At 61.5% G+C, this 19,913-nt stretch carries 20 protein-coding genes, 1 tRNA gene and 1 pseudogene; 18 read left to right on the forward strand and 4 right to left on the reverse strand.

The window, feature by feature from the left end; genetic code table 11:
• Positions 1–176 precede the first annotated feature (176 nt).
• From ACI7M0_RS06245 to ACI7M0_RS06325, 17 genes are all read left to right on the forward strand, one after another.
• Positions 177–506, forward strand: coding sequence for a ribbon-helix-helix domain-containing protein (locus tag ACI7M0_RS06245; protein ID WP_064492886.1), 330 nt, complete (start codon positions 177–179; stop codon positions 504–506).
• A 94-nt stretch (positions 507–600) separates the two neighbouring features.
• On the forward strand, positions 601–822 hold the full coding sequence (locus ACI7M0_RS06250; protein ID WP_003254776.1) for an FmdB family zinc ribbon protein: 222 nt from the start codon (positions 601–603) through the stop codon (positions 820–822).
• A gap of 93 nt (positions 823–915) precedes the next feature.
• Positions 916–2,691 carry an aspartate--tRNA ligase gene (gene aspS, locus ACI7M0_RS06255; protein WP_004575741.1) on the forward strand — a complete coding sequence of 592 codons (1,776 nt, stop codon included), beginning with the start codon at positions 916–918 and terminating at the stop codon, positions 2,689–2,691.
• A gap of 114 nt (positions 2,692–2,805) precedes the next feature.
• Positions 2,806–3,552 (forward strand): YebC/PmpR family DNA-binding transcriptional regulator, encoded by a 747-nt coding sequence (locus tag ACI7M0_RS06260; protein ID WP_003254770.1) that lies wholly within the window; start codon positions 2,806–2,808, stop codon positions 3,550–3,552.
• A gap of 185 nt (positions 3,553–3,737) precedes the next feature.
• A complete protein-coding gene (ruvC, locus tag ACI7M0_RS06265; RefSeq protein ID WP_010952366.1) occupies positions 3,738–4,262 on the forward strand; it encodes a crossover junction endodeoxyribonuclease RuvC in 525 nt (174 codons plus the stop codon).
• 109 nt (positions 4,263–4,371) lie between these two features.
• Positions 4,372–4,989, forward strand: coding sequence for a Holliday junction branch migration protein RuvA (gene ruvA, locus ACI7M0_RS06270; protein WP_003254768.1), 618 nt, complete (start codon positions 4,372–4,374; stop codon positions 4,987–4,989).
• A complete protein-coding gene (gene ruvB, locus ACI7M0_RS06275; RefSeq protein WP_003254766.1) occupies positions 4,986–6,032 on the forward strand; it encodes a Holliday junction branch migration DNA helicase RuvB in 1,047 nt (348 codons plus the stop codon). Before ruvA ends, ruvB begins: the two co-directional genes overlap by 4 nt.
• A 125-nt stretch (positions 6,033–6,157) precedes the next feature.
• Positions 6,158–6,610, forward strand: a complete 453-nt coding sequence (gene ybgC / locus ACI7M0_RS06280; RefSeq protein ID WP_003254764.1) for a tol-pal system-associated acyl-CoA thioesterase — start codon at positions 6,158–6,160, stop codon at positions 6,608–6,610.
• Positions 6,611–6,612: 2 nt separating this feature from the next.
• Positions 6,613–7,308 (forward strand): protein TolQ, encoded by a 696-nt coding sequence (gene tolQ, locus ACI7M0_RS06285; protein ID WP_010952367.1) that lies wholly within the window; start codon positions 6,613–6,615, stop codon positions 7,306–7,308.
• Positions 7,309–7,322: 14 nt separating this feature from the next.
• Positions 7,323–7,775 carry a protein TolR gene (gene tolR, locus ACI7M0_RS06290; protein WP_003254760.1) on the forward strand — a complete coding sequence of 151 codons (453 nt, stop codon included), beginning with the start codon at positions 7,323–7,325 and terminating at the stop codon, positions 7,773–7,775.
• A complete protein-coding gene (gene tolA / locus ACI7M0_RS06295) occupies positions 7,775–8,893 on the forward strand; it encodes a cell envelope integrity protein TolA (protein WP_010952368.1) in 1,119 nt (372 codons plus the stop codon). Before tolR ends, tolA begins: the two co-directional genes overlap by 1 nt.
• Before the next feature lie 26 nt (positions 8,894–8,919).
• A complete protein-coding gene (tolB, locus tag ACI7M0_RS06300) occupies positions 8,920–10,191 on the forward strand; it encodes a Tol-Pal system beta propeller repeat protein TolB (RefSeq protein WP_012051477.1) in 1,272 nt (423 codons plus the stop codon).
• Between the two features lie 54 nt (positions 10,192–10,245).
• Positions 10,246–10,746, forward strand: coding sequence for a peptidoglycan-associated lipoprotein Pal (gene pal, locus ACI7M0_RS06305; protein WP_003254755.1), 501 nt, complete (start codon positions 10,246–10,248; stop codon positions 10,744–10,746).
• Positions 10,747–10,752: 6 nt separating this feature from the next.
• Positions 10,753–11,559, forward strand: coding sequence for a tol-pal system protein YbgF (gene ybgF, locus ACI7M0_RS06310; protein ID WP_129932409.1), 807 nt, complete (start codon positions 10,753–10,755; stop codon positions 11,557–11,559).
• A 168-nt stretch (positions 11,560–11,727) separates the two neighbouring features.
• Complete coding sequence (queE, locus tag ACI7M0_RS06315; RefSeq protein ID WP_003254753.1) at positions 11,728–12,375, forward strand: 7-carboxy-7-deazaguanine synthase QueE; 648 nt, start codon at positions 11,728–11,730, stop codon at positions 12,373–12,375.
• Positions 12,375–13,067: a 7-cyano-7-deazaguanine synthase QueC gene (gene queC, locus ACI7M0_RS06320; protein ID WP_076403786.1), complete on the forward strand. Its 693-nt coding sequence runs from the start codon at positions 12,375–12,377 to the stop codon at positions 13,065–13,067. The genes queE and queC overlap by 1 nt, the downstream gene beginning before the upstream one ends.
• A gap of 60 nt (positions 13,068–13,127) precedes the next feature.
• Positions 13,128–13,203: transfer RNA gene (locus ACI7M0_RS06325), tRNA-Lys, on the forward strand.
• A 95-nt stretch (positions 13,204–13,298) separates the two neighbouring features.
• On the opposite strand, the gene ACI7M0_RS06330 is transcribed toward ACI7M0_RS06325, so the two are convergent.
• The 4 genes and pseudogenes from ACI7M0_RS06330 to ACI7M0_RS06345 all read right to left on the reverse strand — a co-directional run bounded on the left by ACI7M0_RS06330 (position 13,299) and on the right by ACI7M0_RS06345 (position 17,885).
• Positions 13,299–14,258 carry a cation diffusion facilitator family transporter gene (locus ACI7M0_RS06330; RefSeq protein ID WP_129932408.1) on the reverse strand — a complete coding sequence of 320 codons (960 nt, stop codon included), beginning with the start codon at positions 14,256–14,258 and terminating at the stop codon, positions 13,299–13,301.
• A gap of 141 nt (positions 14,259–14,399) precedes the next feature.
• On the reverse strand, positions 14,400–15,155 hold the full coding sequence (locus ACI7M0_RS06335) for a methyl-accepting chemotaxis protein (RefSeq protein ID WP_371920531.1): 756 nt from the start codon (positions 15,153–15,155) through the stop codon (positions 14,400–14,402).
• Positions 15,156–15,305: 150 nt separating this feature from the next.
• Positions 15,306–16,466: pseudogene (gene mcpU, locus ACI7M0_RS06340) on the reverse strand (methyl-accepting chemotaxis protein McpU); the annotation flags it as partial.
• A 66-nt stretch (positions 16,467–16,532) separates the two neighbouring features.
• The gene (locus tag ACI7M0_RS06345) at positions 16,533–17,885 is read right to left on the reverse strand and encodes an APC family permease (protein WP_010952372.1); all 1,353 of its coding nucleotides are present in this window, start codon (positions 17,883–17,885) and stop codon (positions 16,533–16,535) included.
• Between the two features lie 446 nt (positions 17,886–18,331).
• Between ACI7M0_RS06345 and ACI7M0_RS06350 the strand changes: the two genes are divergently transcribed.
• Positions 18,332–19,840, forward strand: coding sequence for a YdgA family protein (locus ACI7M0_RS06350; protein WP_104887846.1), 1,509 nt, complete (start codon positions 18,332–18,334; stop codon positions 19,838–19,840).
• The last annotated feature ends 73 nt before the right edge of the window (positions 19,841–19,913 follow it).

Below are 19,913 nucleotides of genomic sequence, written 5' to 3' on the forward strand. Positions count from 1 at the left end.
TGGGAGCGGGCGCGCCCGCGAACACCGGCGCAGCCGGTGCAATCCACCGCATTGCCTGCTCCCACAGGCTCCGCCTGGCAATCTGGTATTTGCGAAGGAACATTTTGCCGCTGCTTTAAGCTCGCCCGTCAGCGCTTCATAGGTCACCTGGTACCTGTGACGAGGAAGTGTGGCGCATGATGCAAGCGAACAAGCGTATGGCCGGCCAGGGCAGCTGGCCAGGAAAACAGTGCATCGACCCGTTCAAGGCGGACTTCGACATGTTGCAGACGCAGCCGGTGTCACGTTCCGTGCGGCTCAACGGCTTTTCTACCTGTCTGCGCCTGGAGGCTGTCTACTGGGGTATCCTTGAGCGCATCGCCGCCGCCAACCGTTGTTCGGTCAGTGCCGTGTTGTCCTACGTGGACCGTGAGGTGCACCTGCGCCAGGGCGGAGTGCGCAATTTCAGCGGGCTGATCCGGGTAATCTGCGTGGCGTGGCTGCAGGACCCGCCAAGTGCGCGCTGATCGCCAGGCGGGCTGCGCAGTGCTTGCTAACCATATATAATCCCGCTTTTTGCTGCCCCCCGGCAGCCAGCGTTATGGTTGACGAGAGACACCCGTGCCCCTTTATGACTATCAATGTGCGTCCTGCGAGCACCGCATGGAAGTGCTGCAGAAGATCAGCGCCGCGCCGCTGACCGATTGCCCGGCCTGTCAGGCGCCGGCACTGAAAAAGCTGCTGTCGGTGCCAGGCTTTCGCCTGAGCGGTAACGGTTGGTACGAAACCGACTTCAAGACCGGGGCAAAAAAGAATCTGGCAGGCGGCGACAAGGCCGACTGAGTTGAATGCTGTGACCGGGTCTTGCAGTATTAGCCCTCCGGGCGGCCAAGGCCTCCACCGAATACACGAATCACGAGAAGCGAAACCACCATCATGATGCGCAGCCATTATTGCGGCCAACTGAACGAGAGCCTGGACGGCCAGGAAGTCACCCTTTGCGGCTGGGTCCATCGTCGCCGCGACCACGGCGGGGTGATCTTCCTCGACATCCGTGACCGCGAAGGCATGGCCCAGGTCGTGTTCGACCCGGATCGCGCCGAAACCTTCGCTGCCGCCGACCGTGTGCGCAGCGAATACGTCGTGCAGATCACCGGCAAGGTCCGCAAGCGTCCTGAAGGTGCAGTGAATGCCAACATGGCTTCCGGTGCCATCGAGATCCTCGGCTACCAGCTGAACGTGCTCAACGAAGCGGAAACCCCGCCGTTCCCCCTGAACGAATACTCCGACGTCGGCGAGGAAACCCGCCTGCGTTACCGCTTCATCGATCTGCGTCGCCCGGAAATGGCCGACAAGCTGCGCCTGCGCTCGCGCATCACCAGCAGCATCCGTCGCTTCCTCGACGAAAACGGCTTCCTCGACGTCGAAACCCCGATTCTCACCCGTGCCACCCCGGAAGGCGCGCGCGACTACCTGGTGCCAAGCCGTACCCACGCCGGTAGCTTCTTCGCCCTGCCGCAATCGCCACAGCTGTTCAAGCAGCTGCTGATGGTCGCTGGCTTCGACCGTTACTACCAGATCGCCAAGTGCTTCCGTGACGAAGACCTGCGTGCCGACCGTCAGCCGGAATTCACCCAGATCGACATCGAGACCAGTTTCCTCGATGAAAGCGAGATCATGGGCCTGACCGAAAGCATGATCCGCAAGCTGTTCAAGGAAGTGCTCGACCTGGAATTCGGCGAATTCCCGCACATGACCTTCGAAGAGGCCATGCGCCGCTACGGCTCCGACAAGCCAGACCTGCGTATTCCGCTGGAACTGGTCGACGTTGCCGACCAGTTGAAGGATGTCGACTTCAAGGTGTTCGCCGGCCCGGCCAACGATCCGAAGTGCCGTGTTACCGCCCTGCGTCTGCCAGGTGGTGCCAGCATGCCGCGCAGCAAAATCGACGAGTACACCAAGTTCGTCGGTATCTACGGTGCCAAGGGGCTGGCCTACATCAAGGTCAACGAGCGCGCCAAGGGCGTCGAAGGCCTGCAGTCGCCGATCGTCAAGAACATCCCTGAGGCCAACCTCAACAACATCCTCGACCGCGTTGGCGCCGTAGACGGTGACATCGTGTTCTTCGGTGCCGACAAGTTCAAGGTGGTCAGCGAAGCCCTGGGTGCGCTGCGTATTCGTCTGGGTCACGACTTCGAGCTGCTGACCTGCGAGTGGGCGCCGATGTGGGTCGTCGACTTCCCGATGTTCGAAGAGAACGAAGACGGCAGCTTCACTGCACTGCACCACCCGTTCACCGCGCCGAAGTGCACCCCGGAAGAGCTCGAGGCCAACCCGGCCACCGCCCTGTCCCGTGCCTACGACATGGTTCTGAATGGTACCGAGCTGGGTGGCGGTTCGATCCGTATCCACCGGAAAGAGATGCAACAGGCGGTATTCCGTCTGCTGGGTATCGAGGCGGAAGAACAGGAAGAGAAGTTCGGCTTCCTGCTCGACGCTCTGAAGTTCGGGGCACCGCCTCACGGTGGCCTGGCGTTCGGTCTGGACCGTCTGGTCATGCTGATGACCGGCGCCCAGTCGATCCGTGAAGTGATCGCGTTCCCGAAAACCCAGAGCGCTGCATGCGTCATGACCCAGGCCCCTGGCATGGTCGACGCCAAGGCCCTGCGCGAACTGCACATCCGACTGCGCGAACAGACCAAGGTCGAGTAAGCAGTCCCCGGGCGCATCCACATGGATGCGCCTTTGCGTTTCGACGCAGGTTTTTTCCCGTCCCGCCCCGTCATGGGGCGGGGCCGTTTGTGATTCAAAGGATTCGGAGTCGTTATGGCTGGTCATTCCAAGTGGGCGAACATCAAGCACCGCAAAGAGCGCCAGGATGCCAAGAGAGGCAAGGTCTTCACCAAGTGGATCCGTGAACTGACGGTCGCTGCCAAGCAGGGTGGCCCTGATCCGGCATCCAACCCGCGTCTTCGCCTGGCGCTGGACAAGGCGTTGGGCGCCAACATGAGCCGCGACATCATCGATCGCGCCGTGGCCCGTGGTGCTGGCACCAATGAAAGCGACAATGTCGAAGAGCTGAGCTACGAAGGTTACGGCCCGGGTGGCGTGGCGATCATGGTCGAAGCCATGACCGACAACCGCAACCGTACCGCCGCGGCCGTGCGTCATGCCTTCACCAAGTGTGGCGGCAACCTGGGTACTGACGGTTCGGTGGCCTACCTGTTCGAGCGCAAAGGCCAGATCAGCTTTGCCCCGGGCGTGGAAGAGGACGCGTTGATGGAAGCGGCAATGGAGGCCGATGCCGACGACGTGGTCGCCAATGACGACGGCTCGTTCGACGTGTTCACCTCGTTCAACAGCTTCTATGCCGTGCGTAATGCCTTGGAAGAGGCAGGCTTCAAGGCCGCTGACGCGGAAATCGTCATGCAGCCGACCACCAGTGCCGAGCTCGACCAGGACGGTGCCGAAAAGGTGCTCAAGTTGATCGACATGCTCGAAGACCTGGACGACGTGCAGAACGTCTATTCCAATGCCCAGATTTCCGACGAGATCATGGAAAACCTCGGCTAAGGTGATTTGGCATTCTGTGCCAACTCTGAGCGTTTGATAGCGCCTGTGCCGGCCCTTTCGCGGGTAAACCCGCTCCTACAGGTATTACGCCCATTTCAAATGTGGTGCAGTGCCTGTAGGAGCGGGTTTACCCGCGAAAGGGCCGGCGCAGTTTGTAGAGATGCATCATTTTTTCGACGGGCTTTATGACTCTGATTCTAGGTATCGACCCCGGCTCGCGCATCACCGGCTATGGCGTGGTACGCCAGACCGCCCGTGGTTGCGAGTACGTGGCGTCGGGCTGCATCCGCACCGGCAGCGGTGAGCTGCACGAGCGGCTGCAGATTGTTTTTCGTGGTGTCAGTGAAATCATTGCCCAGCACGGCCCGGTGACCATGGGCATCGAACGGGTGTTCATGGCCCGCAACGCCGATTCGGCGCTCAAGCTTGGCCAGGCACGTGGCGCGGCTATCGTCGCCGCCGCCGAGGCCGGCCTGGAGATCGCCGAGTACAGCGCCACCCAGGTCAAGCAGGCCGTGGCCGGCACGGGCGGGGCCAACAAGGAGCAGGTGATGATGATGGTCATGCACCTGCTGAAATTGACGCAGAAACCGCAGATCGACGCTTCCGATGCCCTGGCCATCGCTCTGTGCCACGCCCACACCCGCTCCAGCCTGGTGCCGCATGGCTTGACCACAGCGCGGCGACGCGGCGGGCGCTTGCGTCTGTAAGCGCTTCATGCGCTGATACACATTTTGTTCGGGTGTTACATTCACCCGCTGCATTTGCTGATAGGGTTGAGCGGTCTTTGACCGGCTCCCCGAGAGGAAGGATCGGAACGTGATTGGACGTTTGCGCGGCACCCTGGCGGAAAAACAACCGCCTCACCTGATTATCGACGTCAACGGCGTGGGTTACGAACTGGAAGTTCCCATGACCACGCTGTACCGTCTGCCCAAAGTGGGTGAAACCGTCACGGTGCATACCCACCTGGTCGTGCGCGAAGATGCCCACTTGCTCTACGGCTTTGCCGAAAAGCGCGAGCGCGAGCTGTTTCGCGAGCTGATCCGCCTGAACGGCGTAGGGCCGAAGCTGGCCCTGGCGCTGATGTCCGGGCTGGAAGTGGATGAACTGGTGCGCTGCGTGCAGGCCCAGGACACCTCAGCCCTGGTGCGCGTACCGGGCGTCGGCAAGAAAACCGCCGAGCGCTTGCTGGTCGAGCTCAAGGACCGTTTCAAGGCCTGGGAAACCTCGCCGGCCATGTTCACCCTGGTGTCCGATGGGCCTCTACCGGTCGCCAGCGAGTCCAGTGCCGAGGCCGATGCCGTCAGTGCCCTGGTCTCGCTGGGCTACAAGCCGCAGGAAGCCAGCAAGGCAATCGCCGCGATCAAGGACAAGGCCGGCCTGAGCAGTGAAGAGCTGATCCGCCGCAGCCTGAAAGGGATGATTTCCAAGTGATCGAAGCCGACCGCCTGATCGCCGCCAGTGGCCGCGACCGCGAAGAAGTCCAGGACCGTGCGATTCGCCCGCTGAGCCTGGACGAGTACATCGGCCAGCCGGTGGTGCGCGAGCAGATGGCGCTGTTCATCCAGGCCGCCCGCGGCCGCGGCGAGTCGCTTGACCACACACTGATCTTCGGCCCGCCCGGCCTGGGCAAGACCACCCTGGCCAACATCATCGCCCATGAAATGGGCGTGTCGGTGAAGAGCACTTCGGGGCCGATTCTCGAGCGCCCCGGTGACCTGGCAGCCATGCTGACCAACCTCGAGCCGCACGACGTGCTGTTCATCGACGAAATCCACCGGCTGTCGCCTGTTGTCGAGGAGGTGCTGTACCCGGCCATGGAGGACTTCCAGCTCGACATCATGATCGGCGAAGGCCCGGCAGCCCGTTCTATCAAACTCGATCTGCCACCCTTCACCCTGGTGGGGGCTACTACCCGTGCCGGCATGCTGACCAACCCACTGCGTGATCGCTTCGGTATCGTCCAGCGCCTGGAGTTCTACAACGACAAGGATCTGAGCACCATCGTCAGCCGCTCGGCCAACATCCTTGGCCTGGCCATCGAAGACCAGGGTGCCTACGAGATCGCCCGCCGTGCCCGTGGCACGCCGCGCATCGCCAACCGCCTGCTGCGCCGCGTGCGTGACTATGCCGAGGTACGCGGCAAGGGCCAGATCACCAAGGCCGTGGCTGACATGGCGCTGAACCTGCTGGATGTCGACGAGCGGGGTTTCGACCATTCCGACCGTCGCCTGCTGCTGACCATGATCGAGAAGTTCGATGGCGGCCCGGTGGGCGTGGACAACCTGGCTGCAGCCATCAGCGAAGAGCGTCATACCATCGAAGATGTGCTTGAGCCGTACCTGATTCAGCAGGGCTACATCATGCGCACGCCACGCGGCCGCGTGGTCACCCGGCATGCCTACCTGCACTTTGGGCTGAATATTCCCGGGCGCTTGGGGGAGGGGGGCGATTTTTCCGAGCCAGGCGATGAATGACAGATCGAAAGCGACTTTTTGTGGTCCTACCGCTGGCATGCCCCTGGTGCGCTGGCAATAAGACATTAATGAAGAAAAAACAGTTGCCACAGCGGATTGGCAAGCTGAGGAGTAAGCACTAGAGTATGCGCGCGCAAAATCAGCTCGAACCGTTCGCACATCGGTGTCGCGTCTATTACGAAGATACCGATGCGGGCGGCGTGGTGTATTACGTCAACTACCTGAAATTCATGGAGCGCGCGCGCACCGAACGCCTGCGGCACCTGGGCTTTTCCCAGTCGCAACTGGCTGAAGACAACCTGCTGTTCGTGGTCCATTCCAGCGAAGCGCGCTATCACGCGCCGGCGCGGCTGGATGACGAATTGCGGGTGACCGCGCAGGTCCTTGAACTCAATCGCGCCAGCTTGCGTTTCGTACAGCAGGTCTGGCGGGAAAAGGATGAAACGCTGCTTTGCGAAGGGCAGTTCCTGGTGGCTGCCGTGCGCGCCGACACTTTCAAACCCCGAGCCCTACCCCCCCAGCTGCGCGACGCCTTTGCGGCGGACGGCTCGGGTAATCAATCGAATGCAGGAGAATAAGCGTGGAAGCTAACGTCGTCGACCATACCTCCATGTGGAGTCTGGTCAGCAATGCCAGCGTGGTGGTACAGCTGGTAATGCTGACCCTGGTGGCCGCCTCGGTCACCTCATGGATCATGATCTTCCAGCGCAGCACCATGCTGCGCGCCGGTCGTCGTGCGCTGGATGCCTTCGAAGAGCGCTTCTGGTCGGGCATCGACCTGTCCAAGCTGTACCGCCAGGCAGGCAGCAACCCAGACCCGGACTCCGGCGTGGAGCAGGTGTTCCGTGCCGGTTTCAAGGAGTTCTCGCGCCTGCGCCAGCAGCCGGGTGTTGACCCGGACGCCGTCATGGAAGGTGTTGGCCGTGCCATGCGTGTGGCCATCTCGCGCGAGGAAGAAAAACTCGAGCAGAGCTTGCCGTTCCTGGCCACCGTTGGTTCGACCAGCCCGTACATCGGCCTGTTCGGCACCGTATGGGGCATCATGAACTCCTTCCGCGGCCTGGCCAGCGCCCAGCAGGCCACCCTGGCTACCGTTGCTCCGGGCATCGCCGAAGCACTGATCGCTACCGCCATCGGCCTGTTCGCGGCAATCCCGGCTGTTATTGCCTACAACCGTTTCGCCGCGCGCAGTGAAGTACTGATCGGCCGTTACTACACCTTCGCCGACGAGTTCCAGGCGATCCTGCACCGCAAAGTGCACACCAGCGAAGAGTAATCAGGTAGAAGCCCATGGCCCGAGTTCGCCACAAACGCAAGCCCGTCGCCGAGATGAACGTGGTGCCCTACATCGACGTGATGCTGGTGCTGCTGGTCATCTTCATGGTGACGGCGCCCATGCTCAACCAGGGCGTGAAGGTCGACCTGCCCAAGGTTTCCAGCGAAGCCTTGCCGCAGGACAACAACGTCCAGATCCTCACCATCTCCATCAAGGCCGATAAAACCTATTACTGGAACCTCGGCAGCGAAGTCGATACCGACAAGCAGATGGACAAAGCCATGACCTTGCCGGCCATGACCGACGCCGTGACCAAGATCATTGCTGCCGGCCGTGACCAGGGCAAGCAGACCCAGGTGTTCATTCGTGGCGACAAGGCTGTCGACTATGGCGCGGTCATGGGTGCCATGGGCGGGTTGCAGAAGGCCGGTGTCGGTAACGTTGGCCTGATTACCGAGGCGCCCTGATGCAACAGCGAGAGCCATCCGCCTCGGAAAGCTACTTCTGGCCCAGTGTCTGGGCCATCGGCCTGCATGTGCTGGTGTTCGCCCTGCTGTTCGTCAGTTTTGCCATGACGCCGGAGCTGCCGCCTTCCAAGCCGATCGTTCAGGCGACCCTGTACCAGCTCAAGTCCAAGAGCCAGGCAACCACCCAGACCAATCAGAAGATTGCCGGGGAGGCGAAGAAAACCGCTTCGCGCCAGACCGAAGTCGAGCAGCTGGAACAGAAGAAGGTCGAGCAGGAGGCCGTGAAGGCCGCGGAACAAAAGAAAGCTGACGCCGCTCAAAAGGCCGAAGAGGCCCGCGAAGCCGCCGAGGCGAAAAAAGCCGAGGATGCTGCCAAGGCCGCTGAAGCCGCCAAGGCTGCCGAGGCCAAGAAAGCTGCCGAAGCCAAGAAGGCCGACGAGGCGAAGAAAGCTGCCGAGAAACAGCAGGCCGACATCGCCAAGAAGAAGGCCGAGGACGAAGCCAAGAAAAAAGCCGAAGAAGAGGCCAAGAAAGCGGCCGCTGAAGAGGCGAAGAAGAAAGCCGCCGAGGACGCCAAGAAAAAGGCAGCCGAAGAGGCCAAGAAGAAAGCAGCCGAGGACGCCAAGAAGAAAGCGGCGGCCGAGGACGCGAAGAAGAAGGCAGCTGAAGAGGCCAAGAAAAAGGCCGCTGCAGATGCCCAGAAGAAGAAGGCACAGGAAGCGGCCCGCAAGGCGGCAGAAGACAAGAAAGCCCAGGCACTGGCTGAGCTGTTGTCCGATACCACCGAGCGGCAGCAGGCGCTGGCCGATGAGCAGGGTGACCAGGTGGCCGGCGACTTCGACGACCTGATCCGCATGCGCGCGGCCGAGGGCTGGGCACGTCCGCCTTCCGCGCGCAAGGGCATGACGGTGGTCCTGCAGATCAACATGTTGCCGGACGGTACCATCACCAATGTCAGCGTGGCCCGGTCCAGTGGTGACGGCCCGTATGACAGTTCGGCGGTGGCTGCGGTGAAGAACATTGGTCGTTTGACCGAGATGCAGGGTATGAAGCCGAGCGATTTCAACCAATATCGTTCGTTCAAGATGACATTTACACCTGAGGATCTAGCGTTGTGATTAAACGTCTGAGAGGACTGCTGGTCATGCTCTGCTGCGTGGCAGGCATGGCGGTGGCAGAAGAAAAGAACATCCTGGTTACCAGCGGCAGCGACCGGGCCACGCCCATCGCGGTAGTACCGTTCGGTCTGCAGGGCGGTAGCGTGTTGCCTGAAGACATCGCCGACATCATCGGCAACGACCTGCGCAACTCTGGCTACTACTCGCCAATTCCGCGGCAGAACATGATCAGCCAGCCGTCGCAGGCCAGCGAAGTGATCTTCCGTGACTGGAAAGCGCTGGGTGCACAGTACGTGATGGTCGGCAGCATCGTGCCGTCGGGCGGTCGCCTGCAGGTGCAGTACGCGCTGTTCAACGTCGCCACCGAGCAGCAAGTGCTGACCGGCAGCGTGGCGGGCAGCACCGACCAGCTGCGCGATATGGCGCACTACATTGCCGACCAGTCGTTCGAGAAGCTCACCGGCATCAAGGGCGCGTTCTCTACGCGCATGCTGTACGTGACGGCCGAGCGTTTCTCCACCAACAACACCCGCTACACCCTCCAGCGTTCGGACTACGACGGTGCGCGTGCGGTGACCCTGCTGCAATCGCGTGAGCCGATCCTGTCGCCGCGCTTTGCGCCAGATGGCAAACGTATCGCCTACGTTTCGTTCGAGCAGAAGCGCCCACGTATCTTCGTGCAGAACATCGATACTGGCCGCCGCGAGCAGGTGACCAACTTCGAAGGCCTGAACGGTGCGCCAGCCTGGTCGCCGGACGGTTCGCGCCTGGCGTTCGTACTGTCCAAGGACGGCAACCCGGACATCTACGTGATGAACGTGGCCTCGCGCCAGATCAGCCGTGTTACTGCAGGCCCGGGTATCAATACCGAGCCGTTCTGGGGCAAAGATGGCAACACCCTCTACTTCACTTCCGACCGTGGCGGCAAACCGCAGATCTATAAACAGTCGGTCAGTGGTGGTGGTGCCGAGCGCGTAACGTTCGTAGGTAACTACAACGCCAACCCGAAACTTTCGGCGGACGAAAAGACCCTGGTAATGATTCATCGCCAACAGGGCTTTACCAACTTCAAAGTGGCGGCACAGGACTTGCAACGCGGAAGTGTAAAGATTCTGTCTGAAACAAGTCTTGATGAGTCTCCCACTGTTGCGCCAAACGGCACCATGCTAATCTACGCCACCCGCCAGCAGGGCCGGGGAGTCTTGATGCTCGTGTCGCTGAACGGCCGCGTGAGGCTCCCACTTCCTACCGCTCAAGGCGAAGTCAGAGAACCGTCCTGGTCCCCTTACCTGAACTGATTGCGGCGTAATACATTTTGCTTAACACACTGGGGTTTCATTAGGAGTTTCACGATGGAAATGCTGAAGTTTGGTAAATTTGCTGCGCTGGCTCTGGCCATGGCCGTAGCTGTAGGTTGCTCCTCGAAGGGCGGTGATAACGCAGGCGAAGGCGCTGCTGTAGACCCTAACGCTGGCTACGGTGCCAACACTGGCGCTGTTGACGGCTCCCTGAGCGAAGAAGCCGCCCTGCGCGCAATCACCACCTTCTACTTCGAATACGACAGCTCGGACCTGAAGCCAGAAGCCATGCGCGCTCTGGACGTTCACGCCAAGGACCTGAAAGCCAACGGCAACCGTGTTGTTCTGGAAGGTAACACCGACGAGCGCGGCACCCGCGAGTACAACATGGCTCTGGGTGAGCGTCGTGCGAAAGCCGTTCAGCGCTACCTGGTTCTGCAGGGCGTTTCCCCTGCTCAGCTGGAACTGGTTTCCTACGGCGAAGAGCGTCCAGTTGCTACCGGCAACGACGAGCAGTCCTGGGCTCAGAACCGTCGCGTAGAACTGCGTAAGTAAGTTCTTATGCGTATGTGCCGCCGTGTAGTAACCGTCCTCGCACTCAGCCTGCCGCTTGCGGCCTGGGCTGAGGTCCCTGTAGTAGATGACAACGCAGGCAGCTATCCGCCTGCGGGTTATGGCACGAGCGGCGCCTATGCCGGGTCAGGGGCTTCGGCCCCTGCCTCTGCACAGGGCCAGCTGTTCATGCAGCTGCAACAGATGCAGGATCAGCTTTCCCGCCAGCAAGGCATCATCGAAGAGCTGCAAAACGATGTGTCCCGCATGAAGCAGGAAAACCTGGAGCGTTACCAGGACCTGGACCGTCGCATCAACAGTGGCGCTGCGCCTGCCGCAACCCCTGACAATTCCTCCGGTGGTGGTGCGTCCAATGCCGCCCCCGATGCCGCAGCAGGTGTTGCTGCGCAACAACCGGCCGGCAGTAGCCAGCCCGGTGATCCGGCGAAAGAGAAGCTCTATTACGACGCAGCTTTCGACCTGATCAAACAGAAAGACTTCGACAAGGCCAGCCAGGCGTTCAACGCCTTCCTGCGCAAGTACACCAACAGCCAGTACGCCGGTAATGCCCAGTACTGGTTGGGTGAAGTGAACCTGGCCAAGGGTGACTTGCAAGGCGCCAGCCAGGCCTTTGCCCAAGTCAGCCAAAAGTACCCGAAGCACAGCAAGGTGCCAGATTCGCTGTACAAACTGGCTGATGTCGAGCGCCGTATGGGCCATACCGACAAGGTAAAAGGCATCCTTCAGCAGGTCGTCACCCAGTACCCCGGCACCTCTGCCGCTCAACTGGCCCAGCGTGACCTGCAGAAGCTCTAGGCGTTGTCGCTGTACCGCTCGAAAGAAACCCGCGCCAGTCGCGGGTTTTTTCGTTAGAATCACTGCCCTTTTTTCGTAAACACGCTGCTGCGGATAACGCTATGTCGAGTCCGCGACAGTGCCTGACGGAGGCGGACAGCCTGTTTAGCTGTCACGCCCGTGGCGATCATGCAAGACACATTACGCATCACCGAAGTCTTTTACTCTTTGCAGGGTGAGACGCGAACGGCCGGGCTGCCCACGGTATTTGTGCGCCTCACCGGTTGCCCCCTGCGTTGCCAGTACTGCGACAGTGCCTATGCCTTCAGTGGCGGTACCGTACGCACCCTTGATTCGATCCTCGAACAAGTGGCCGGCTTCAAACCGCGCTACGTCTGTGTCACCGGTGGCGAACCACTGGCTCAGCCCAACGCCTTGCCGTTGCTGCAGCGGCTGTGTGATGCCGGTTACGAGGTGTCGCTGGAGACCAGCGGCGCGCTGGATATTGCTGGCACCGACACCCGCGTCAGCCGTGTGGTCGACCTGAAAACCCCAGGCTCCGAAGAGTCGCACCGTAACCGCTACGAGAACATCGAGCAGCTGACACGCAACGATCAGGTCAAGTTCGTCATCTGTTCCCGCGAGGATTATGACTGGGCGGTATCCAAGCTGATCCAGTACAACCTGGCCGAGCGTGCCGGTGAGGTGTTGTTCTCACCCAGCCATCATCAGGTGAACGCCAGTGACCTGGCTGACTGGATCGTTGCTGACAACCTGCCTGTACGCTTCCAGTTGCAGCTGCACAAGCTGCTGTGGAACGACGAGCCCGGACGTTGATTGAGGAGCACGTACACATGACAGAAAAACGCGCAGTAATCCTGTTGTCCGGCGGCCTGGATTCGGCCACCGTGGTTGCCATGGCCAAGGCCGAAGGCTACAGCTGCTACACCATGAGCTTTGATTACGGCCAGCGTCATCGCGCCGAGCTGAACGCCGCTGCCCGCGTGGCCCGCGACCTGGGTGTGGTCGAGCACAAGGTGATTGGGCTGAACCTCGACGGCATCGGCGGTTCTGCATTGACCGACAGCAGCATCGACGTGCCGGAAGCCCCGGGTGAAGGCATTCCGGTCACTTATGTGCCGGCGCGCAACACCGTGTTCCTTTCGCTGGCGCTGGGTTGGGCAGAAGTGCTGGAAGCGCGCGACATTTTCATTGGCGTCAATGCCGTGGATTACTCCGGCTACCCGGATTGCCGACCCGAGTTCGTCGAGGCCTTCGAGCGCATGGCCAACCTGGCGACCAAGGCTGGCGTAGAAGGGCAGGGCTTCCGCATCCAGGCGCCGCTGCAGAACATGAGCAAGGCGCAGATCGTGCAGGCCGGTATGGCTCGTGGTGTGGACTACAGCCTGACCGTTTCCTGCTACCAGGCCGACGATGACGGCCGCGCCTGTGGCAAATGCGACAGCTGCCGCCTGCGCGCCGATGGTTTCAAGGCGGCCGGTATCGAAGACCCGACTCGGTATTTTTGAAAAAATCGTGATGGGGTGTTGAATTCTCGTTAGAAATCAGTATTATACGCGCCATCAAATGGGTCGTTAGCTCAGTTGGTAGAGCAGTTGGCTTTTAACCAATTGGTCGTAGGTTCGAATCCTACACGACCCACCATACGCAGTACGTGAGAGCCCGCTACCAGAAATGGTCGCGGGCTTTTTCGTTTGCGCTACGGGTGTTCGGAAAAAGGGGCGCAGAGCGCCCACCAATTACTCGGCCCATTCCGGGTCGCCAGTGAACACCACTGTCAGCCAGCGGTCCGGCCCTTCGCCGCCTACCGCGTCGCCAATCTCGTTGCGCCAGGCATCCCATTCATCGATGGTCTTCGCCGCCATGGTTTTGGGCATGATGAAATACAGCTCAATCTCCCGCGAACGCCCGACCTTGGCGACATAGGCGCGGTAAGACTGCAGGCCGTGGCGGGCGACGAAGGCCTTGGCCACCTCATCTACGTGCAGCTTGAGGTCGCCGGGGGTGACCAGGAAGATTTCAGACAGCGCCTGACGCACCACCGACATCGGCAACGGCACGATCACCAGGCACACCAGCGCCAGCACCGCCGGGTCAATGTAGGGTGATACCCATTCCAGCGAAGTGCCTTGCACGGCATAGCCAAAGCAGAAGGCGATCAGCAGTGCGGCAGTGATGCTGGCCGACATCACCCAGCCCTTGACGTCCATGCGCACGAAGTCTGACTTCAGTTTGCGGTTGGCGCGGGCCTCGATGACGGCGATGGTCACGCAGGTGATCACCGTCAGCGCCGCGTAGACCATGGCAATGCCGAACTCCAGGTGGCGCCCGCCTTGCAGCAGGCTGCTGACGGCATTGATCAGCGCGTAGATGGCCACGCCGCCGAGAAGAATGCCGTTGAGCGCCAGTACCATGGGCTCCAGATGCCAGAAACCCATGGTGAAGCGCTCGCGCAGCTTGCGCGACATCTGCACGCTGGTGGTGTGCGAAGTGATCAGCTTGACCACCACCAGCGACAGCCCGCTCATGCTGGCGTCGACCAGCGAGTACACACCGTCGAAGACGATGGAGAACGAGCCGGAGGCAAGGCCGAAGGCGATGCCGATGGTGGCGATGAACAGGGTCGCGGCGATCGAGGTGCGTAAAAGCCCTTGTTCGCTGGTGATGTCGAAGAAGGTGGATCGGGTTGGATTAGGCATAAGTTGTGCTCAAAAATAACAATGGTGCGGTGCCTGTCAGGGCCTCTTCGCGGGCACGCCCGCTCCCACAGGAACTGCACAGCCCCTTAGGGCACGCCGAACCTGTGGGAGCGGGCGTGCCCGCGAAGAGGCCCTGACAGGCTAGACGCGAAACTGCTCCATCAGCGCCTGCTGCTGGTTGGCCAGCCGGTTCAGGGCCTGACTGATGCGTGCCGATTCATCGGCCTGCCCGGCCAGTGATTCTGTCACGTCTCGAATGCCGGCCACGTTACGGTTCACTTCCTCGGCCACCGCACTCTGCTCTTCCGCCGCCGAGGCAATCTGCAGGTTCATGTCGCTGATCACCGCCACGGCCTCGCCAATACGCTGCAGTGCCGGTAATGCCTGCTCCATGCGTGCGGCGCTGTCCAGGGCCTGGCGTTGGCCTGCATGCATGGCCCCGACCACGTCCTGGGTGCCTTGCTGAAGGCCTTCGATGACCTGGCGAATTTCCTCCACCGAAACCTGCGTGCGCTGGGCCAGGCCGCGCACCTCATCGGCAACCACGGCGAAGCCACGCCCGGCTTCGCCTGCGCGGGCCGCTTCGATGGCGGCATTCAGTGCCAGCAGGTTGGTTTGCTCGGCAATGGTGCGGATCACTTCAAGCACCGAGCCGATTTGCCCGCTGCGGTCTTCCAGTGCACGAGCCTCGTCCATGGCAGTGTTCATGCCTGCGGCCAGGCGGTCGATGCCCTGGCGCGTGCTGTCCACCAGTTGCAAGCCTTCCTGGCTGGCCTGATCCGCGGCGCGTGCGGCCTGGGCCGCCTGCGAGGCATTGTGGGCGACATCCAGGGCGGTGGCGCTCATTTCGTTGGCCGCTGTGGCCACCTGTTCGATTTCGCGATGCTGTTGCTGCATGCCGTCGCTGGTCTGGCTGGCAATGGCGGCCGATTGGTCGGCGGTATTGCGGGCCTCCTGCAGCGAGCCTTTGACCTGGGCAATGACCGGTTGCAACTTGTCGAGGAAACGGTTGAACCAGCCGGTGAGCTGGCCCAGTTCATCCTGGTGGGCGTAGTCCAGGCGACGGGTAAGGTCGCCTTCGCCACTGGCAATGTCTTCCAGGCGTGCAGCCACGGCCAGGATTGGCCGGGTAACGCCGCGCGCGGTCAGCCACACCAGCAGCAAACCCACGATTGCCGTGCCAAGGCCTATCAGCAGGCTGGTGAGGTTGGCGTTCTGGTTATGGGCATCAAGGCGCTGGTTGAGGGCGACGGCAGGGGCCTGCAGCACGCTTTCCGGCAGTTCCAGCACTACCTGCCACGGGGCTGTGTCAGGGATTGGCGTGAAGGGGTGGGCCACGCGCAGCAGGCCGTCGGCTACCGCCTTGTCCATAGACTTGCCGAGCACGCTGTCGTCGCGACTGTTGCCGGCCAGCAGGCCGGCGGCGGTGGCGATGCTCACCTGGCCCTGGCCGTCGAACAGATCGCGGCGGCCGTCCACGCTCAGTTGCTGCAGGTTGGCCAGGCCGATGTCCACGCCGACCACGCCGACTACCTTGCCGTGTTCCAGCAATGGCAGAGCGATGCTGGTCATCAGCACCTGACGGCCGTTGACCTCGTCGAGGTACGGTTCGAGCATGCAGGTCCTGGCGGTGTCCTGCGGGCAGGTCAGCCAGCGGTTCTTCGCCGCGCCGTTGCTGCCGATGCTGGTGTTGCCGAGCATCGTTTCCGGCATGGCTTCAAGTTCCAGGGTGCCGGGGCTTGGTTGGGACCAGTACAGCGAGAAACGCCCGCTCTCATTGCTGCCCATGGCGTCCTGGCCGAGGTAGTGGCTGTCCTGCTGGTCCAGGGCATTGGGTTGGAACACCAGGTACAGGCCGATCACATCCGGGTTGCCGGCCAGGCTGGCACGCGCCTGGCGGGTCAGTTCGGCGCGCAGGTCGCTACCACCACGATCCTTCAGCACCTGTACCAGGCGGGCAAAGCCATTGCCGTACTGGTAGGCGTCCATGAAGTAGCGCTGGATACGCAAGGCCTGGGTTTCGGCGTGGGCCTGCAGGCGCTGGCGGGCGCTGTCTTCGAGCATGGCAGTGTTGGCCTGGTTGACCAGGGCGGCGCTGCGATGGGCCTGGGTCAGCGAGGTGGCTACCAGCAAGGCGACAATGGCCAGCAGGCACAGGCCGGCGAGGAGTGTGATCTTCCACTGGATGGAGAGGCGACGCAGCGGCATGAGGGCTTTCCTTTTCGAACAAATGCAACGCCCGCGATCAGGCGCGGGCGTTGTTGGCAGCGTGGGTCATTCGGCGACGTAGTTGGGCGGTGCCGCGCGGAAGGCTTTGGTCAGCCAGCCCAGGTAGACCAGCCCGAGCGCAGCCCAGATACCGCCAAACATCAGCGAATGTGCGTTCAGGTCCAGCCACAGCGAGACGATGATGCAGAAGCCGATGGTCGGCAGCACCAGGTACTTCAGCTGATTGGCCAGGCCTTTACGGTTGCCTTCGCGCAGGTAGCAGTGGTTGATCACCGACAGGTTGACGAAGCTGAACGCGACCAGGGCGCCGAAGTTGATGATGGAAGTGGCGGTGACCAGGTCGAAGAAGATTGCCGACAGCGAAATCAGCCCTACCACGGCAATGTTCAGCACTGGCGTCTTGTAGCGCGAATGCAGGCGGGCGAAGACGCTGGCCGGGATCACGTTGTCGCGGCCCATTACATACAGCAGGCGTGACACGCTGGTTTGCGAGGCCAGGCCCGAGGCGATGGTGTTGATCACGGTGCAGGCGATGAAGATCGACTGGAAGAGCTTGCCGCCAACGTACAGGGCAATTTCCGGCAGGGCTGCTTCCTGGTCGTGGAAGCGGGCCATGGTCGGGAAGTAGGCCTGGATGAAGTACGACACGGTGATGAACACCACACCGCCAATCAGTGCGGTGAGGAAGATCGCCCGGGGAATGGTCTTGGCCGGATCGCGGGTTTCCTCGGACAGGCAGGTGACCGCGTCAAAGCCCAGGAACGAGAAGCACAGGATGGTCGCACCGGCGGCCAGGGCGCTGAACTGGGTCTGGCTGTCGGCGAACGGTATCAGGCTCCAGGTGGTACCCAGCCCTTCACCCTGGTCCAGGCCGCGTACGCACAGGTAGATGAACACGGCGATGATCGCCACCTGCACACCCACGAACAGCAGGTTGAAGTGCGCCACCAGGTTCACGCTGCGCATGTTGATCAGGCTGATCAGGGTGACGAAGCCGGCCACCCACATCCACTCAGGCACTTCCGGGAACATGGCCGAAAGGTACAGCTTGGCCAGTAGTGCGTTGACCATCGGCAGCAGCAGGTAGTCCAGTAACGAAGACCAGCCCACCAGGAAGCCCACGTGCGGGTTGATCGCGCGCTGGGTGTAGGTGTAGGCCGAGCCCGACTGCGGGAAGCGTTTTACCAGGGTGCCATAGCTCACCGCGGTGAACAGGATGCCAGCCAATGCCAGGATGTAGGCGCTGGGTACATGGCCGGCAGTAATCCCGCTGACGATGCCGAAGGTGTCGAACACGGTCATCGGGGTCAGGTAGGCCAGGCCGATGATGATCACGTGCCAGAGGCGCAGGGTTTTGCGGAGTTGGCCGTTGCCGGAAGCGCTGTGGTCAGGCTGCATGCTGGCATGGCTCCTGCTGCTGGGCGTAAACGACGGGCACGGTGTATTGCGCATGCGGCAAGGGCGAGCGGGTGGGCTCCATGTTGTTCACCTTTTATGTTGGAGCGGCGGAAGGCGCGGTGGGGCGCGCAAAGTGGTGAAAATAAAAAACGATGGGTAGGTGGGTGTCAAGTTAAACATGACAAGATGTTGCCGGATTGAAATATCTATCGATGAAATACGGGGTTTGTTCGGTTTTTGCGCGTTTTTTTGCGATTATGATCAATTTGTGTGTTCGTAAAAATTAACGAGCCCTTTGCTTGCCGCAGCGTGATGTCGGATGTGTCCGAAAAATGGCATTTCTCGACCTGGGCCAGCACTCGGCCCAATCGGGGGTGGTACTCTTCGAATTCTGCGTGGCCTCTGGCCGCCTTCGAAGCCCTTACGGACAGCAATCGGTTCTATTCATGAAGAAATCAGTTGGCATCCTTTCCGGCCTGGCTATCGCCATTGCCGTCGCAACTACCGCAGGCGCCTGGTACACCGGCAAGCAGCTGCCGGCAGAGCTGGACAACGCCCTTGCACGCAGCAACGCCGAACTCAAAAAGGCCCTGGTCAGTACCGGTGGTAGCATGAGCATCGAGCGTGTGTCGCTGGAGCAGCATCTCTTCAGCAGCACTGCCCAGTACCGGCTCAAGGCTCGCGACGTCAACGTGGGTCAGGGCGAGGTGATCAATTTTGACGTGGGCGTGACCGACCAGATCGAGCACGGCCCGTTTCCGTGGTCGAGGGTCAGGTCACTGAAGCTGATGCCGGTAATGGCGGTCAGCAACAGCACGCTGCAGAAGGATGACGCCGTTGCGCCATGGTTCGCCGCTGCGGGTGAAAAGGCCCCGATCAGCGCGCAGACCAGCCTGGGTTACGGCGGCAATGTGGTCAGCCAGGTTCAGCTGGCGCCACTCAAGTTTGACGAAGCGGATGGCAACAGCCTTGACTTCTCGGGCATGCAGTTCGAAGTCAGTGGGGACAAGGAGGGCAAGGCCTCGAAGTTCCAGGGCCAGGCCGACAGACTGGTGATGAAATGGGTGCATGACGACCAGCCGCCGGCCACCTTCGAGCTCAAAGGGCTGACGTTTGGCGGTAACCTCGCCGCCACCGCGCACGATGCCATCTATGTCGGCAACGTCGATCTGGCGTTGGCCGAAACCAAGGTCACCCTTGGGCCGAAACAGCAGGTGCTGCTGATCAAGGGCCTGGAACAGAACGCCTTGCAAACCCTCGACGGCACGGACACCGTAGGTGGCCGCGCGGAGTACAAGGTCGGTGACATCAGCTGGGATGGCCGCGCGGTAGGCAAGGCGCAGATGGCGGTGAGCGTGACCTCGGTCAACGCCCCGGCGCTGCAGGCCTTGTCGAAGTGGTACCAGTCGCACTTGCCGGAGTTCGAGGCCGCCAGTGCGGCTGGCCAGCCGGTACCGCAGATCCAGATGGACGACGCCGAAAAGGCCCGCTTCCAGGGTGACTTGCAGAAATTGCTGGCCGCCAAGCCCAAGCTGGCGGTGGAAAACCTGTCGTTCAAGACCGCCAATGGCGAGAGCCGCTTCAACCTGTCGATGGACCTCGCCGCGCCGGCCAGCTTCGACCTGCCGCCGGACCAGCTGAGCAAGCAGATCATCACCGAGGTGAAAGGCAAGCTGTCGCTGTCCAAGCCGATGATCGGTGACCTGGCGACCTTGCAGGCGTTGCTGGATGGCCAGACCGACGCCCAAGCGATTGCCATGCAGTCGAGCCAGGCGGGGGAGATGGTCGGCATGATGGCGCTGCAGAGCGGCATGGCCACCGTGCAGGGCGATGATGTGGTCAGCAGCCTGCACTATGCCGATGGCATGGTCGATTTCAATGGCCGAAAAATGACCGTGGAAGAATTTGCCATGTTCATGGCGGCGCATCTGGGGGCCCTGTCGCCGCAGGGGTGATGGTTTCTACTGTTGCGGCCTCTTCGCGGGTGAACCCGCTCCTACGAGGATTTCACAGTGTAGGGGCGGGTTC

This window comes from Pseudomonas sp. 10(2024) (assembly GCF_045164175.1).
In the GTDB taxonomy this organism is placed as follows: Bacteria; Pseudomonadota; Gammaproteobacteria; order Pseudomonadales; family Pseudomonadaceae; genus Aquipseudomonas; species Aquipseudomonas alloputida.